At 50.0% G+C, this 15,732-nt stretch carries 13 protein-coding genes; 5 read left to right on the top strand and 8 right to left on the bottom strand.

All coding sequences use genetic code 11. The features are described 5' to 3' along the window. The first annotated feature begins 237 nt into the window (after positions 1–237). On the top strand, positions 238–1,677 hold the full coding sequence (locus HWI92_RS15370) for an arylsulfatase (protein ID WP_204656855.1): 1,440 nt from the start codon (positions 238–240) through the stop codon (positions 1,675–1,677). A gap of 2 nt (positions 1,678–1,679) precedes the next feature. Here HWI92_RS15370 and HWI92_RS15365 read toward each other — a convergent pair whose 3' ends face one another. The 5 genes from HWI92_RS15365 to HWI92_RS15345 all read right to left on the bottom strand — a co-directional run bounded on the left by HWI92_RS15365 (position 1,680) and on the right by HWI92_RS15345 (position 5,655). Then, a complete protein-coding gene (locus tag HWI92_RS15365; protein WP_262897704.1) occupies positions 1,680–2,036 on the bottom strand; it encodes a putative toxin-antitoxin system toxin component, PIN family in 357 nt (118 codons plus the stop codon). 45 nt (positions 2,037–2,081) lie between these two features. Beyond that, entirely contained in the window at positions 2,082–2,294 is a 213-nt protein-coding gene (locus HWI92_RS15360; protein ID WP_204656853.1) for a hypothetical protein, read from the bottom strand. A 40-nt stretch (positions 2,295–2,334) separates the two neighbouring features. Next, on the bottom strand, positions 2,335–3,042 hold the full coding sequence (locus tag HWI92_RS15355) for a hypothetical protein (RefSeq protein WP_204656851.1): 708 nt from the start codon (positions 3,040–3,042) through the stop codon (positions 2,335–2,337). A 63-nt stretch (positions 3,043–3,105) separates the two neighbouring features. Further along, entirely contained in the window at positions 3,106–3,723 is a 618-nt protein-coding gene (locus tag HWI92_RS15350; protein WP_204656849.1) for a response regulator, read from the bottom strand. 9 nt (positions 3,724–3,732) lie between these two features. Continuing rightward, positions 3,733–5,655, bottom strand: a complete 1,923-nt coding sequence (locus HWI92_RS15345; protein ID WP_204656847.1) for a tetratricopeptide repeat-containing sensor histidine kinase — start codon at positions 5,653–5,655, stop codon at positions 3,733–3,735. A gap of 191 nt (positions 5,656–5,846) precedes the next feature. Here HWI92_RS15345 and HWI92_RS15340 point away from each other — a divergent pair, with 191 nt between their 5' ends. After that, positions 5,847–6,749, top strand: a complete 903-nt coding sequence (locus HWI92_RS15340) for a hypothetical protein (RefSeq protein WP_204656845.1) — start codon at positions 5,847–5,849, stop codon at positions 6,747–6,749. Positions 6,750–6,815: 66 nt separating this feature from the next. Here the strand turns inward: HWI92_RS15340 and HWI92_RS15335 are convergent, their stop codons facing one another. Further along, entirely contained in the window at positions 6,816–7,988 is a 1,173-nt protein-coding gene (locus HWI92_RS15335) for a peptidoglycan DD-metalloendopeptidase family protein (protein WP_204656843.1), read from the bottom strand. A 265-nt stretch (positions 7,989–8,253) separates the two neighbouring features. On the opposite strand from HWI92_RS15335, the gene HWI92_RS15330 reads away from it, so the two are divergent. After that, positions 8,254–9,246, top strand: a complete 993-nt coding sequence (locus tag HWI92_RS15330; RefSeq protein ID WP_204656841.1) for a GlxA family transcriptional regulator — start codon at positions 8,254–8,256, stop codon at positions 9,244–9,246. A 75-nt stretch (positions 9,247–9,321) separates the two neighbouring features. Here the strand turns inward: HWI92_RS15330 and HWI92_RS15325 are convergent, their stop codons facing one another. Then, on the bottom strand, positions 9,322–13,491 hold the full coding sequence (locus HWI92_RS15325; protein ID WP_204656840.1) for a carbohydrate-binding protein: 4,170 nt from the start codon (positions 13,489–13,491) through the stop codon (positions 9,322–9,324). A 247-nt stretch (positions 13,492–13,738) separates the two neighbouring features. On the opposite strand from HWI92_RS15325, the gene HWI92_RS15320 reads away from it, so the two are divergent. Further along, the gene (locus HWI92_RS15320; RefSeq protein WP_204656838.1) at positions 13,739–14,287 is read left to right on the top strand and encodes an O-acetyl-ADP-ribose deacetylase; all 549 of its coding nucleotides are present in this window, start codon (positions 13,739–13,741) and stop codon (positions 14,285–14,287) included. A 1-nt stretch (position 14,288) separates the two neighbouring features. Here the strand turns inward: HWI92_RS15320 and HWI92_RS25455 are convergent, their stop codons facing one another. Next, positions 14,289–14,537: a filamentous hemagglutinin gene (locus HWI92_RS25455; protein WP_204656836.1), complete on the bottom strand. Its 249-nt coding sequence runs from the start codon at positions 14,535–14,537 to the stop codon at positions 14,289–14,291. Between the two features lie 234 nt (positions 14,538–14,771). Between HWI92_RS25455 and HWI92_RS15310 the strand changes: the two genes are divergently transcribed. Further along, the gene (locus tag HWI92_RS15310) at positions 14,772–15,731 is read left to right on the top strand and encodes a YjgN family protein (protein ID WP_204656834.1); all 960 of its coding nucleotides are present in this window, start codon (positions 14,772–14,774) and stop codon (positions 15,729–15,731) included. Position 15,732 lies beyond the last annotated feature (1 nt).

Below are 15,732 nucleotides of genomic sequence, written 5' to 3'. Positions count from 1 at the left end.
ACTTTGTCTATCAATTAAATAGATTAATAGTTGAACTATAAAATCCAATGAAGCATTTTTTACTCCTGATACCCTAATGACAGCACGAGCCGACTTGCGGAATTTTCGGTGGTTGTCAATTCGGGCGGGTCGACCGGCTGTCGTAGGGTATCAGGGGGATAAATATACACATCAATTTCTTTTCAGGTAACTTTTACCTTGATACCTTCCGCATTCCGGAAGGTTTTCTTTATGCTTATGAAAAGGTTTACATCACTTTTTATTGCCTTGCTACTTGGTTCTGCGGCCTGGTCACAGGTTCAGAAAGGCAGCTCAGGTCGCCCCAACATTGTTTTTATTCTTGCTGACGACCTGGGTTACGGTGATGTGGGCTTCAATGGTCAGAAGCTGATCCGTACTCCCAATATCGACCGCCTTGCCCGCGAAGGAATGATTTTCTCCCAGTTTTATGCAGGGACACCGGTTTGCGCACCGTCGCGGTCGTCATTGCTGAGCGGAAAACATACGGGCCATACCTACATCCGAGGCAACAAGAGCGTGGAGCCCGAAGGTCAGGAGCCGATTGCCGACTCGGTGCAAACCCTGGCCGAAGTGCTGAAAAAAGCAGGTTATGTGACAGGTGCATTCGGGAAATGGGGCCTCGGTCCGGTAGGATCAGAGGGTAATCCCGCCAGGCAGGGCTTTGATCGTTTTTATGGTTATAACTGCCAAGGTCTGGCACACCGGTATTATCCGGCGCATCTCTGGGACAATGCACAGAAAGTGGTGCTGAAAGGCAATGATAACCTGCGGTATAATAAAGAGTATGCCCCCGACCTGATCCAGAAAAAAGCACTGGATTTCATTGATGCAAGAAGTACAAAAGAGCCGTTTTTCCTGTTTCTGCCCTACATTTTACCGCATGCTGAGCTGATAGTACCTGATGACAGCATCCTGCAATCGTACAAAGGCAAGTTTGAGGAAAAACCGTACAAAGGTGCAGATTATGGTGCAGGGGCAAAGGGTGAAGGCTATGCGTCCCAGCAGATTCCGCGCGCTACTTTCGCGGCCATGGTCACGCGCCTCGACCTGTATGTAGGTCAGGTACTTGCCAAATTGAAAGAGAAGGGCCTGGATCAGAATACACTCGTCATTTTTACCAGCGACAACGGTCCGCACATTGAGGGCGGCGCTGATCCCAAGTTCTTTAACAGTGCGGCGGGTTTTCGTGGCGTAAAACGCGATTTGTACGAAGGTGGGATTCGTGAACCCTTTGCGGCCAGGTGGCCGGGCGTGATCAGGCCGGGCTCAAAGAGTGACTACATCGGCGCATTCTGGGATGTGCTGCCAACTTTTGCCGAGCTGGCCAAAGCTGCTGCTCCCCGGCAGATTGATGGAATTTCGTTTGCAGACGCACTACGCGGCAAACCAACCCAGCAAAAACACGACTATTTATACTGGGAATTTCATGAACAGGGCGGGCGCCAGGCTGTGCGGCAGGGCAACTGGAAAGGAGTAAGACTTAAAGCTGCCGGCAACCCCAATGCCCCCGTGGAACTATACGATTTGTCCAAAGACCCTTTTGAAACCCAGGACATTGCTGCCCAAAATCCCGCTAAGGCCAAAGAGCTTGGCGAGATCATGAACAAGGCCCACATCAATTCAGCGATTTTCCCTTTTACGGCTCAACAGAAGTAGGATTACAGTTGTTCAAGAAAAGCTGTAATCGTCTGTATTCGGGTACCTCTGTATGTGTCTAAGGTTAAAAGATCGGCATCACCTGTGATTAGTACATCTACCTGTCCGTCAACACCCAGAGCCAGGAGAAAATTATCTTTTTCATCCCGGCACTCGTTTACAATCGTTGTTACGAATACAAACTCCGAGTAGTCAGAGATAATCGTAACAACGCTCTTTATGTCATTCGCAGAGAAATACCTGGTGAATTTGAGACGGCTGGCTACCTCTATAAATTTGTCCAGCAATTCCTGACTGAACAGCAGCTTTACTTTTCCGGAAAGGATATGTTGATCCAGCCTGGAAAAGTTTTTTGATATCAGAAAGCTGATTCAGAGATTCGTATCCAGAATTATTCTCATGGATTATACCGAATATCTTACACTTCGTACGGCTTCAACTTCTCTGGCTATTTCGTCCAAGGTTGGTGGCGGGACATCACCAGATCTGAGTCTGTCCAGGGTTGCATAGAAAGCAGTTTTTGGATCGTCCTCAATGGAGATCAGATCAAGGTCGGCAAGATCTCTTAAAAGCTGCGCAGCTTTTGGATTTAGTATGTTAATTTTCAATACTTCCATACTCAAAAATAGCTACATTTTCTCATACTAAAATCTTGGATCACGGCACGTACGTCAGCTGCAATACCCAGCCTTGTGAGCCGTCGAAATTGGAGCGCTGCCAGCCGGCTGATATGGGAAGTTTCTTGAAAAAGTAGATCCCGATACCCGCAGAGAGTGCGCCTTTTGCATGATCCCCGGAGAGCCAGTCGGCGAGTAAATGTATTTTTTCGTACCAGATACCTGCATCCAGCCCGGCCTGAAAGCCCGCCACTTTTCCTTCTCCTAAGTAACCATTGTTCCCGTAATAACCGCCAGCCGCAAGCTTGTACCGCTTGTCTGCCAGCGATGCAGCCAGGTTGCCATAGGTAAAATACACGAAATGCTTGTTGCGGGAAATGTTTGTACCAGCCTGCCCGCCGATGCCAATGCCCAGGAAGTTTGTAATTTCAAACAATTTTTGACTGTTGATCAGCACCAGGGGGGCATAGGGGTCGTGCGTGGTGGAATCGTTTCGGATGAAGTGATGCGAAGCTTTTTCGTAATCAATATTGAAAACATTGACCCCGGCCTCCCAGTCTTTTCCCAGCCCGTAGGTCATGGTGGTTGTAGACACGACCACATCCTGCACTTCAAACTGCTGCTGAAAGCTCAGCCCGTTTTTTTCGGTGATTTCGGAAGAGGATACATTGAAGATGGTGAGCTGGCCATAGGCAGCAGGAAAGCAGAAGCAAACAAGAAACAGGATTTTGTAAAATATTCTCATCATGTTGGTAAGGTTTTAGGCCTATCGCATAAAATCCTTGCCAAACGTATATTCCTGCGGTAATGCTCAGATCAGTCCCTGTCCCGCAGCCAGCCTGATGAGGGAAGCCGTGTTGGAAACTTCAAATTTCATGAGCAGGTTTTGCCGGTGACTGTTGACGGTAGTAACACTGATAAAAAGCTGCTCGGCGATCTGCGGATTGGTAAGTCCCTGCGCAATGAGTACCAGCACTTCCTTCTCCCGGCGCGTCAGAAAAGGCATGGGTTTGGAAACCGGACTTGCGATATGCTGGTCAAAACTGACATTCATGAAATAACCTCCCGCCTGTACCTGCCGGATTGCTTCAAGGATTTCCTCTTTGCCGGAGCTTTTGATGAGGTAGCCCGACGCGCCATTCTGGATCATGCGGGAAACGTAGGCACGTTCATTGAAGGTGCTCAATGCGAGCGTTTTTACCTGCGGAAACTGATCTTTGATTTTTTTACAAAGATCAATTCCATTGATATCCGGCAGGTTAATATCCAGGAAAGCAATATCCACTTCATGATTTTTCAGAAATGCGATCGCATCAATAGCATTGGTGACTGTACCCGTCACTACCACTTCGCCGCTGTCTGCAAGAAGGGATTTCAGCCCTTCCAGTACCAGCGGGTGGTCGTCCACGATGAGTATTCTTGTGCGCATATCCATTGATTAAACCACGATTTCTACTAATATCGAAGTGCCTTCGCTGGGTTTCGACCGGATGTCGAGCCTGCCATTGAGATAGTCTACCCGTGCCTTCACATTCCGCAGTCCGGCACCCTTGTTCAGGTCCAGGTTATTGACATCAAAACCCTTACCATTGTCTTCAACAGTCAGACTTACCTGATGATCCACCCAGGTCAGCTGTACATGGGCTTCACTGGCTTCGGCATATTTCAGGACATTGTTCAGCAGCTCCTGAACAACCCGGTAAAGTACGATTTCAACGGAAGAGTCGAGCCGCTTTTGAAACCCAAACTCCTGCATAATAACCTGCAAAGCGCCTGAGGCGGAGATTCCGTCGCAAAAGTCGTGCAGCGCATCAATCAGCCCGAAACGCACGAGGGTTTCGGGCATCATGCTGTGCGCTACGCGGCGCATTTCTGAAATGGCACCATCGAGCTGGTTAAGAGCCCGCGAAAACGTCATGGCGCTTTCTTCGGGCAGGATCATATTTCCTTTCACGGAGTTTAACGTTAGTTTGATGCCTGACAGCAGCCCGCCCAAACCATCATGCAGGTCGCGGGCTACACGGGTACGTTCTTCTTCCTGACCTTTCAGGATAGAATTGGTGGCTACGAGCTGCTTTTCCTGCTGCAACTGCAATACTTCATTTTCGGCTACCTTTTTCCTGATTGTAATGTTCCTGTAAATGAGCGCGGATATGACTGCCAGGACCAGTAAACCTGCTGCCAGACTGTAAATCAGGGTAGTACGCCTTTGCTTATCTGCTTCAAGCACAGCAATCTGCTTTTCTTTCTGTGCGGTAAGGTACCGTGTGTCCAGCTCCTGCAGTTGCTTTTGAACATCCGCACCCTGGATAGAGTCATTCAATGTATTGTACCTGAGCAGGTAGTCGTAGGCAGCCTTGTAGTTTTTCCGCCTGGCTAGGTCGGCGGCATAGTCCTCATACAGCTCCACCAGATGGTCGGTCATTCCATTTGCCTCGGCGATTTCCAGCGCCCTGGCGGTGTACCGGGCCGAAACTTCCGGCTGGTTGTCCTGCTCGGCCACAAACATCAGCGCACGCAAGCATTCCATTTCCAGAAAAACATTACCTGTCTTCCGGGCGAGTTCCAGGCCCATTTCACCATATCTTTTGGCTTCACCCATCCGTTCCAGGTGGCGGAATGCGCCCGAAAGTCCGCTGTAAGCCTGGATCACATAAATATCAGCCTTCACTTTTCTGGCGATCCCGATTCCTTCATAGAAATAGGGAATGCAGTCGTTGTACCGTTTCAGGTTAAACAGGCAGGTACCTACATTGGTCAGGATGTCGGCGAGCTGTACGCTGTCGGCCATCGGGCGGGCAAGTGCGAGTGCTTTTTGTTTGTACACCAATGACTTTTCAAACAGGTTGGCATGCTCAAAGGCAGTACCGATGTTTACATACAGCTTCGGCAAAAACATTGTCACTCCTGCTCGGGTAAACTGATCGGCGGCCTGCTGATAATACCGGATGGACTCCGTATAGTTACCCAAGTACGTATAGCTTGCCCCGATGTTGGCCAGTGCTTTGGCCATGTTGAGCTTGTTTTTTGCTTTTGTTGCAATCGCCAGGCTCTCCTTGTTCAGTTTCAAACCCTGCCCGAACTTTCCCTGCAGATTGAGAATGTAGGTGTAATTGGATCTGTATTTGAACTTACCGGTAGCATAGTCCAGCTTTTCACTCAATGCATTGGCCCTCTGATAGTAGTGGGCTGCACTATCCAGGTTTTCATTTTCCAGCAGTTGTCCGTATTCAATATAGGCCAGTACGCGGTTGGTGTCTTCCTTTCCCTGCCGGGTGCGTTTCAGTGCATCTTCCATTTCCTGTGCATCTGCATACAGGCACAAAAGTGTCATCAAAGCCACGCAAGAGTACTTTTTCATAGGAGCAAACAGAGGAGTACGGCGGAAATTAAGGGCGTAAAATTCCTAAATAAAACCATTTACTAATATCCTGTAAAAGTATGATTTCTTGAAAATCATGTTTTCAGAGGATTGATACGGGTGGGTGGGAGCAGCTAATTTTGCAGCATCAAAAACAAACCTAGTTTTTTGAAAGCCAATCTAAATCAGCCATGAAAAGTAAAGTATTTCCCATTATCCTGTACTGTGCAACCATTGGCCTGCTGAGCTTTGTAACCGCGGACGAATATGCCGTGTTCGGGATCAGCGGGCCCGAAGTCGGGGAGCGGCTGTGGAGCGCATTTGTAAACAATGCTACCACGCCTTACTTCGGCGATGCCGTCAGAGATGCCTGCAAAGCAATCCCGGCCGAGCGGCAGGCAGCTGCGGTGCGCAAAGCGGGCGATTTGTTCAAGAGCTACTTTCAGTCCGGTGATTTTAAAGAAAAACACAAAAGCTGGCTGATGCACGCGTTTCAGCAGGAAAGTACGGGTGCAGATGCCGCCAGCCTTGCCGGGATCCGCGAGCGGAAGCTGAAAGAAATACAGCCTCTGAAAGCAGCCGACCTGGAAATGGTCGTGGATATTTATATTCAGGCAGGTGAATCCATGACAAGCATGGAAGGTATGCTGGGCAGCCTCCCGAAAGAGCAGCAGGCTGAATTCAAAAAGCAGATTGAAAGCGCCAGGCACAATGCGGCTTATTTCAAAAAGATCAAACCCCTGCTGAGCTCCGACTTCCCGGCTTTCCAAAAGCAGTACGCCGACTTTCTGGCCAGAGAAGAAATCGCAGCGTCGGACCGGCGGATTGCTGACACCAATGCACGCAATGCAGCTGAGTATGAACAATGGAAAGACACGGACAAGATTCTGAAGCAGCGTATTTCCGGTTTTCTTGAAAGAACAAAAAACATTGACTTTGCTGCGCAGACCAGGGATGTGAATGGCCGCAGGAAGTTTGTGAACGGAGCGTATGAGGCCAAAGACAATGTCTGGAAGTTCTGTTACCGCATGGGTCCCGCACCCACGCTTGCCGCCAGGGAATATGCACAGCAATGGCTTACAGAGCTGAAATAGATCTTCGGGTAAACCGGTTTTTGATGACAGATAAAGGAAGGGCCACAGGTTTCTTCCTTTATGCATTTATGGTCGTACTACCTGTGATACTGCCGGCCGGGCTGCTCTGAGCGGTACTGTCGGGATGTACCCGATGGTGCCATTTTCCAGGACTACCCGGTAACCTTTCGCCATTTCTCCCAGTATTTTGACGGGGGTGTCTGCGGGGAGTGCGGCGATCTGTTCTTTGGAATCCAACTGGGCTGAGGCAAAAATGCCGGCTTTCTTCCGGATCCTTACCGTATCGCCGAGCCATTTTGATTTTTCAGGTAAACCGGGCAGTTTTTCTTTGCGGTCATTGATAAATGGCAGCGGGTTGACAGCCCCTGATCCCCGCGCATAAATCCCGAAATGCAGGTGCGGAGTGGTCGTAATAGCATTTCCTGTGTTGCCCACCAGTCCAAGGGTATCGCCACGCGCCACGCGGGTACCGGTTACCACCAGCTGGCTATCAAGATGCGCGTAGTAGAGTGAGTAAGGGCTCTGTAATGACGATACAAATACAACTTTTCCACCCAGGTTATTGGTGCCGGTCTGGGTTACAAACCCCTGCTCACATGCTACTACGGGTGTGCCCCTTTTTGCTTTGATATCAATGCCCTCGTGCAGGCGCGCACCTGCGTCACGGTCGGCGCCCCAGTAGCTGATCACGCTCGACATACCGTGGCCTGCCACCGGAAAATGCAGCAATGGCTGGGTAGTCAGCGACAGGGATACTGTAAGTTTTTCGTTCAAACCTGTTTGCAGCCGGAGCAGCAGGGTATCTCCGTTATGATCAGAAAAGGTGAGCGAATCCTGGCTATCAGCGAAATATTCAAGGCGCTGGGCTTTTCCTTTGCTTTTGATTTTAAACAACTCTACAAACAACTTGGAAGTGGTATCCTCCGGGTCGCGGACGGGCCTGATTACCAGCTGCCTGCCTTCCGGAATGCGGATACGCAGTGCCTGGGCCGGCATCGAATCACCAAGGTAAAAACGCTCCTGGTAGGGTGCCGCAGAAAACAAGGTATCCTGTAAAACGAGGGTTGCCATTTTCAGCCAGGTTTGTCCTGCGGTCGTTTTTTCGAGTTTGGCTTTGTAAAGTTCCTTTTCATACTTCTCCTGAGGGGTTACCGGAAACCAGTGCGAGACGGGAACCGGCTTACAGGCCAGAAAGTATAGCGCAAGCACCAGAAGTGCAGCACTGTTGAAGGATTTCATGGATTGGCTTTGTTTGTATTTATGCTGCTCCTAACAAAGTTGTGCCATTTGGTTCTTGCCACGGATGCACGGATGTGCACGGATATTCGTGTAAATCCGTGTATCCGTGGCTGGATAAATCAGAACAGAACCGGATAGTGCCATTTGGTTTTTGCCACGGATGCACGGATGCGCACGAATGTTGTTATGAAAGTAACCGACAGGGGGGATTTGGGTCAAAAATTTCTATATTGGCGCCCGCTTCACAGATACTCTTTCAAAAGCTATGATACAGTTAGGTCTTTTGATTACGAATGGCCACCGTCTGCTGAGCGTGGCCGCAATTCTCGATGTTTTTGAAAGTGTCAATGTATTTTACGAGCAATCGGGCCTGCCGCATTTTTTTAAAATCACCCTGCTCACACCTGAACCAACTCCCGTGAGGTTCAATGCAGCGTACGAGATGCAGCCCCTGGCTATGGCCGGCTTTCAGAACCTCATCCTCGTACCTGCCTTTGGTGCTGGCGACATCCGGTTTGCGATCGGGCGAAACCAGGCCTGTATTCCCTGGCTGCGCGAGCAGTTTCAGAATGGATCGGAGGTGGGCAGCTTTTGTACCGGAGCATTCCTGCTGGCTGCGGCGGGCTTGCTCAATGGAAAGCAGGCCACTACGCACATCGACTCGGCTACCACACTGGCAACCAATTTTCCTGAAATCATTCTCAGGAGCGATGCCGTAGTTACGGATGACCACGGGATATTCACAAGTGGCGGGGCTACCAGCAGCTTCCACCTGATGTTGTACCTGATCAAAAGATTCTGCGGTAAAGAAGTGACACTCCGCACCGCCAAGATGTTTGCAATTGATATGGATCGGGAGCAGCAAACGTACTTCGGGTCGTTCCTGCCCATGCAGGACCACGGCGACGGACTGGTGAACATGGCGCAGAAAAAAATCGAAAATGAGTACCAGGAAGGCCGCACCATTGAAGAGCTCATCCAGGACATTCCGGCAAGCCGGCGTAATGTGGTGAGGCGGTTTAAACAGGCAATCGGGCTTACTCCCATTGAATATCTGCAGAAAACCCGGATTGAAGCCGCCAAAAAGCTGCTCGAACAAACCGACCAGAGCGTACTGGAAGTTATGCTCAACTCGGGATACAATGATCTGAAATCATTCAGGCAGCTGTTTAAGAAAAGCACCGGCATTACTCCCAAAGAGTACCGCGACAAGTTTAATATTTCTAGGATGACTATCACCAGAATGGCTGCCGTATAATTATTTATGTAGCCGTAAATAAAAAAACAAGGGCCTCAAAACGGGCCCTTGTTTAAGAAAATGCCAACATAACCGTCAATATCCCTTTGCGATTTTGCGGAATGCCCGCTGCTCGCCCTGCCTGATTTCTACAATATAAACTCCCGCGGGAAGATGCGCCACATTGAACTGGTGCGACAGGCTGCTGCCCGTTTTCTTCACCTGAACCGTCTTGTGCAACCTTCCGCTCGCTGAGTCAAAGATCTTGATGTCTACATGCGCCATGTTTTCATTTTGTAATTCAATGTTAAGGTAATCCACGATCGGGTTGGGGAATACCCTGACATCTTCGCCCATGACCGGCACAGCTTCTTTGTTGAGCAGGGGCGTAGCTTCTACGGCAGCCTGGCGCAAATTCTGCCCTTCAATGCCTGTTACAAACACCGGGCTTTCCGTTGCCGTAAGCGTAATCGAACCATTTTCAACTGGTACATCCGTAAACGACATATCATTGCTGCCGATCCTGGGGGTATAAATTCTCGCAGATCCCGCTCCGCCGAGGTTCAAAGTATAGGATTTGGTGCGGCCGGTTTCGTCCGGTACAGCAATGATGTACAGCGATTTGCCATTCAGCTCGTACCGGTCTACCATCGGGTCGGAGTGGATGGTTTCTTTGTAAACATACTCACCAAAAAGCTTGTTGGTTTGCACAAAGTAGTCTGCGGCCGGCCGGCGGGTCTGGTCGTCATTCAGGAAACCCGATGAGCCGAACATGCCTGCCAGGGGATTATCGTCATACATTTGGTAAAAGAACAACTTTTCTATTCCGTGCCGGGCTGCAAACAAGGACGTTCTCAGGATCCAGTCGGCCTGAACCTGTACTGCTGATTTATCACCAATCGCTACTGCTTTCAGCGGGCTTGATTCGTTGATATCATAACCTGCCTCCGTAATCCAGAGCGGCAGATCATTGGAGTACTCGCGGGTCACTTTTACAAAGTTGTCCATGATGGTTCCCGCATTGGTCACTTCCGGTGCAGCACCCCGGGTAGAAGTCCCGCTTTGGCTGGACGATGCATTGTCCGTATAGAGGTGGAAGTTGACAATGTCCCAGCAAAGGTTTACTGTACCGTCTGCATTGTAACCCCTGAACTCTTTGCACCAGTCAACCATTCCTTTGATGAAGTCTGGCCCGGTCACGAGGCCGGCAATCACCACCTTCATATTAGGGTCTGCATTCTTGACGCCCACGGCAGGTCCCATTGTATTTTTATGACCATCATAAAAAGCCGACATATTGGCTGCATATTCCCGGGCAGTCTGGTATCCTTTGCGTGCTTTCCACCACTTGTCGCGCTCGTTATCACATTCAATGTACTTGATGAGATCCAGGCCGATTTTGATTGTATTGGCATAATCACCATACCAGCGTGGGGTAGTAGATACGCTCAGCAATGAGGGATCAACGTTTTTATTGCTGCCATAGCGGGCCACATACTGGAATGCCACCCGTGCCTGCTCAACGTAGGAAGCTGGCTGCGTGAAGTCCGCTCCATAGCGCACTGGCACATTTTCAGCGTCACGCATGCCTTCGGGATAGGTGTTCTGCATCCAGTTGGGCTGGGTTTTCAAACAGGCCAGTACTTCAATGTTCTCAGCCTTGCAGCGTTCGTAAATCAGGTCGTAGTTCCAGCTTCCGCTGAGTGTGGGGTTGTATGAAAAAACACCTTCGGTGGATTCCAGTTTTTCCCAGTCCATATAGTGCCGCAGCCCTGTAAAGCTTTTGGCCGCCTGCACTTTTGACTCTACAAGCAGTTCGGTATGCGCACCGTCCTGAAAATTCCATTCATAACCGTTCACGCCCAGCATGTCTTTGAGGCGGATGTTTTTGGTACGGGCAGTTTTGGTGATTGCAGGCGGAGCCGTGTAGCTTCCGTAAAATTCAATTTCGGTGGGCAGCGTGTGCGGAATGGTAAGTACAATATACCGTGCATTGGAAATAGGGGCATCCAGCCTGAACTGTGCATTGCCACTGAGGTTCCGGCCGGGATAGGGACCTACCCATCCGTTGTATACTTCACCGGTAAACCTGCCGATTTCGACTTTTTGCCACTGATCATTGATGATGGAAATAATCATGGGCTGATCAATGGTAGACCCGGTAAAGTCAAACATCTTAATACTTTCCAGCGTCATCGACTCGCCGTCCTTCAATGGATAATAGGCATCATAGTAGTCGATTACCTTGCCCCAGCCTGTCAGCACATTTTCCTGGGTAAGTCCGTCAAAAAGGCCTTCGAGTCCGTTTGCAGCATTGGTCAGCTGGTACCAGCGCTTGCTGTCAATAGGAATACGTTCGCCCAGGCCGGTATTGGTCACCGCAGTAACGGTCACGGTGCGGCTCACGCTTTCAGCTGCATTGAAGTTGAATGTCGCAGCCTGCGAAGCCGTGATCGTTGCCTGGCCGGGCCCTGCCACGGTCGCTTTCCACGAGCCGGTAGCATTGGAGACGCTGATCACCGACGGATTGGAAGAACTGAAAGTGATCGGTGACTCGCTATGGTTGCTGCTGGCAGTCAGATCAAAAGGATCATCGGCCGTAGTGCGTGCGCCAATTTCGTTGAAGGTGATGGCAGCCTGTCCGAGCACAGAGCCGGGAATGATCTCAAACCAGTTGAGGTTGAATGAGCCGCGCTTTGCATGAATCCGCAGTACCTGGCTGCCTGCGGTGAGCTGGGCAGTGGTACGGATGGTACGCCAGTTTTGCCAGCCGCCTGTCTGCGGTACATCTACGCTCGCCAGCACACTACCTGATGCGGTCTGCAACTCGATGTTACCATTTCCGTAGCTGTTTGAAACACGAAAATTAACCGTATATAAGCCAGCACTAGCAATGTTGACATTGTAATCCAGCCAGTCATTGTCGTCGATGTAGCTGACATTGAGCCCGCCGTCGGTATCACCCGTTTCTTCGGTACGTATGTCGCCGGCCACGTCAAAGTGTTCAGCTTCCATTTTGCCCAGAAAAGGACGTGAAGCGGATGCAGACCACCAGTTCAGACTGAAAATACCTTTATCGGCAAACACACGCAATGTTTGATTGCCTGCGGGTAAAGAAGCAAGTACCGGAATGGTTTTCCAGCCCTGCATTCCGCCGGTTTGCGGCAGGCTGATACTGGCCAGCACATTGCCTTCTGCGTTTTTAAGGGATAACCTGGCATCGGGACTAAATCCGTTCGCAATGCGGAAATTAAAAGTATATACGCCTGCCGCAGCCACCTGCACAGGGTAGTCGGCCCAGCTGCTGTCCTCAATCCAGCGCAGGTTTTGTCCTCCACCGGTATCCTCGGTAGCCTCAGCGGCCATGTTAAGCATGTCACCAAAGTTCTCGGCCTCGACCTTGCCGGGTAATGTATTCTCGGTCACAGGCTGGGCATTTTGCGGTACGAGTTCAAACCAGTTGAAATTGAACGCACCGCTTCTGGCAAACACGCGCACTACCTGGCTGCCTGCGGGCAGGGTTACCTGCGTGCTGATGGTATTCCAGCTCTGCCAGCCGCCGGTCTGCGGAACATTCACTTCGCCCAGTACATTGCCTTGTACATCGCGGAGCTCAATAATGCCCTGTCCGTAAGCATTGGAAATCCGGAAGCTGGCGGTATAGTTGCCTGCCGCAGTTACCTGCAGGTTGTAATCCATCCAGTCGTTATCATCAATATAGCCCAGGTTGCCGCCGCCGCCAGTATCGCCTGTTTCTTCAATACGTACGCCCGACATGTTGTCGAAATGCTCCGCCTGAATCAATCCGGCAATGCTTTTTGACCCCGAACACTCAAACCAGTTAAAACTGAAAATGCCTTTTTCTGCAAATATGCGGATGGTCTGGCTGCCTGCGGGAAGCGGGGCGATCATCGTGGCGGTCTGCCAGCCCTGCATACCCCCGGTCTGAGGGAGTGTGACGCGGCCGAGCTCACTGCCGACTGCTGATTTAAGTACAATTGTTGCTTCGGGACTAAAACCGTTTGCAATGCGGAACCGGAAGGTATAGTATCCCGATTTTGTAACCTGTACATGGTAATCCATCCAGCTACCATCCCCAATCCAACCGATATCCTGTCCGCCACCTTCATCCTGGGTGTCTTCGGTGCCTACACCATATACGGCGTCGAAGTTTTCGGCCTGTATTTTTCCGGGGATGGTTTTATTTGACTGAGCCTGAGTAAGGAACGAAACAACCAGTAAGAAGAGGGATATGTAGATTTTCATTCAGATTAAAACTAATATTTCCCGGAAGATACGGGAATTTTACAAAAGTACTACATTGACGTATAGAATATTTTCTAGAAAATAATTCTAATAAGTTACATTGATACGAATTACTTTTTAATAGTGAAAGTATCGTACTTTTTTAACTCTAAAATATAGGTTTTGTACAAAAACAAAAAGGGCGGTGCACAATGAGGAATGATTGTTTATATAACTTCCCGGCCTGAACAAATATCCCTTTTTTCCTATGGATCAGATTATTGAACTCATCAAAGGTGACATAACGCAGCTTAAAGTGGACGCCATCGTGAATGCGGCCAAGTCATCCCTGCTGGGCGGAGGTGGTGTGGATGGTGCCATACACCGCGCCGGCGGGCCGCAGATTCTGGAAGAGTGCCGGAAAATTGTGGCCAGGCAAGGAAGCTGCTCCACGGGAGATGCGGTGATTACCAGTGCAGGAAAGTTGCCGGCCAGGTATGTGATCCACACCGTAGGGCCGGTATGGCAGGGCGGGAGCAAAGGGGAGCCCGAAAAGCTGGCAAGCTGTTATGCGCGCTCAATGGAGCTGGCGACAGCGCATGGCTGCAGGAGTATTGCATTTCCCAATATCAGCACGGGTATTTATGGTTATCCCAAAGAGCAGGCTGCCAAGGTGGCAGTAGAAGCAGTAACTGCTTTTCTCCTGGATCATCCGGGGCAGATCGACCGGGTGGTTTTTATATGTTTTGACCAGGAGAATTACCTTCACCTGGCCAAAATTCCCGGTGTACACCGGCCATCGACATTCGACGAATAGACTATTTAAATGGTATTTCCGGCTGGTCGCCTGGGGTGATCGGCTCTGTTTCGGGCACCACGGGCTCTACCGGCGGCAGCTCAGGCTCCGGGATTACGGGCGTTGTCTCGGGCTCCCTTTCAAACGGGGGTGTTTCCTCGGGTGGCGTGGGTACCGGCACTTCGGGACGAGGGTCAAACGGCGGTGTTTCGGTAGGGTCAGTAGGGTCTATCGCTACCGGCATGCCGGCCCAGGATTGATTGGTTTCCATGTTTCTGGTTTTTAGATGATATAGGACCTGGTCAAAACAATTGTGCCGCCGGAACCCGACGATGGCCAGGAGCAGTCTTCCTTCCTGATCCGGGATCATGCCGTGTAACACTGAGCCGCTTAATAAGAAGTTTCCCCCTCAGAATAATCAACAGGCATATCAGCGGTTACATCTGTCCTTAAAGGCAGCATAAAAAATTATATTTGACCGACTTACATCCAAACCAACTTTTTTATGGAAGAAAATTATACGCAGCACCGGCAGGTTACCTTTTATGGAGAAGGCATGAAGCTGCTCGGGATTTATCTTGTGAATGCATTGCTGACCATCGCTACGCTGGGCCTCTACTATCCCTGGGCAAAAGCGGCCTTGCTCCGGTACCTGTATGAAGAATCTGAGTTTGAAGGCAGCAGGTTCACATTCCATGGTACAGGTCGTGAAATGTTCATCGGCTTCATCAAGGCCATCGGTATTTTCATCGTCATCTATGGCGTGCTGGTTGCCTGCATGCTTTCAAAAAATATGACGCTCACGATCATTGGCTTGCTCTTCTTTTACGGGGCATTGCTGCTGCTTATTCCGGTGGCTGTACATGGCTCCCTGCGGTACCGGCTTTCCCGTTCTTCCTGGCGCGGGGTGCGTTTCGGGTACCGGGGCGATCTCAAAGAGTTTATGCGCTTTTTTGTAAAAGGCTCCATTCTCACGATCCTCACCTTAGGTATTTATTCTTTCTGGTTTATCATTGATATCCGCCGGTATGTCATGAAAAATGTGCGTTTTGGCAATGTTACGTTTTCGTATAAAGGCAATGGGTCCGATTTCTTTGTGCTTAACCTGAAAGGTTATCTGCTTTCTCTCGTCACGCTGGGAATTTACTCGTTCTGGTATTTCAGGGATCTTTTTAATTATTACATTGACAATATCCGCATGTACCAGGATGATCACAGGCTGGTTTTCCGGTCTACGGCTACCGCGGGCGGGTTTTTCAGACTGCTGGCGGGCAATTTCCTGATCATCCTGTTTACATTGGGCATTGGTACGCCCTGGGCAATCTGCCGCAGCCTGCGGTTTGTATTTAACAACTCGATCATAGAAGGTACCCTGGACACGGAATCGATCCGCCAGACAGAGGAAAATTACAAGGACGCAACCGGCGAAGACCTGGCCGATATGATCGATATTGGTCTCGTTTAGC

Origin of the sequence: Dyadobacter sandarakinus (assembly GCF_016894445.1) — a bacterium.
Classification (GTDB): domain Bacteria; phylum Bacteroidota; class Bacteroidia; order Cytophagales; family Spirosomataceae; genus Dyadobacter; species Dyadobacter sandarakinus.
Note: the sequence above shows the minus strand (reverse complement) of the source record. Positions and strands in the feature narration are given on the sequence as shown.

What these genes read in the sequence shown, in the direction of transcription:
- HWI92_RS25455 (WP_204656836.1), bottom strand. Translation starts at nt 14,537, where the DNA reads ATGGAAACCAATCAATCCTGGGCCGGCATGCCGGTAGCGATAGACCCT.
- HWI92_RS15345 (WP_204656847.1), bottom strand. Translation starts at nt 5,655, where the DNA reads ATGAAAAAGTACTCTTGCGTGGCTTTGATGACACTTTTGTGCCTGTAT.
- HWI92_RS15360 (WP_204656853.1), bottom strand. Translation starts at nt 2,294, where the DNA reads ATGGAAGTATTGAAAATTAACATACTAAATCCAAAAGCTGCGCAGCTT.
- HWI92_RS15325 (WP_204656840.1), bottom strand. Translation starts at nt 13,491, where the DNA reads ATGAAAATCTACATATCCCTCTTCTTACTGGTTGTTTCGTTCCTTACT.
- HWI92_RS15350 (WP_204656849.1), bottom strand. Translation starts at nt 3,723, where the DNA reads ATGCGCACAAGAATACTCATCGTGGACGACCACCCGCTGGTACTGGAA.
- HWI92_RS15370 (WP_204656855.1), top strand. Translation starts at nt 238, where the DNA reads ATGAAAAGGTTTACATCACTTTTTATTGCCTTGCTACTTGGTTCTGCG.
- HWI92_RS15355 (WP_204656851.1), bottom strand. Translation starts at nt 3,042, where the DNA reads ATGATGAGAATATTTTACAAAATCCTGTTTCTTGTTTGCTTCTGCTTT.
- HWI92_RS15340 (WP_204656845.1), top strand. Translation starts at nt 5,847, where the DNA reads ATGAAAAGTAAAGTATTTCCCATTATCCTGTACTGTGCAACCATTGGC.
- HWI92_RS15320 (WP_204656838.1), top strand. Translation starts at nt 13,739, where the DNA reads ATGGATCAGATTATTGAACTCATCAAAGGTGACATAACGCAGCTTAAA.
- HWI92_RS15330 (WP_204656841.1), top strand. Translation starts at nt 8,254, where the DNA reads ATGATACAGTTAGGTCTTTTGATTACGAATGGCCACCGTCTGCTGAGC.
- HWI92_RS15310 (WP_204656834.1), top strand. Translation starts at nt 14,772, where the DNA reads ATGGAAGAAAATTATACGCAGCACCGGCAGGTTACCTTTTATGGAGAA.
- HWI92_RS15335 (WP_204656843.1), bottom strand. Translation starts at nt 7,988, where the DNA reads ATGAAATCCTTCAACAGTGCTGCACTTCTGGTGCTTGCGCTATACTTT.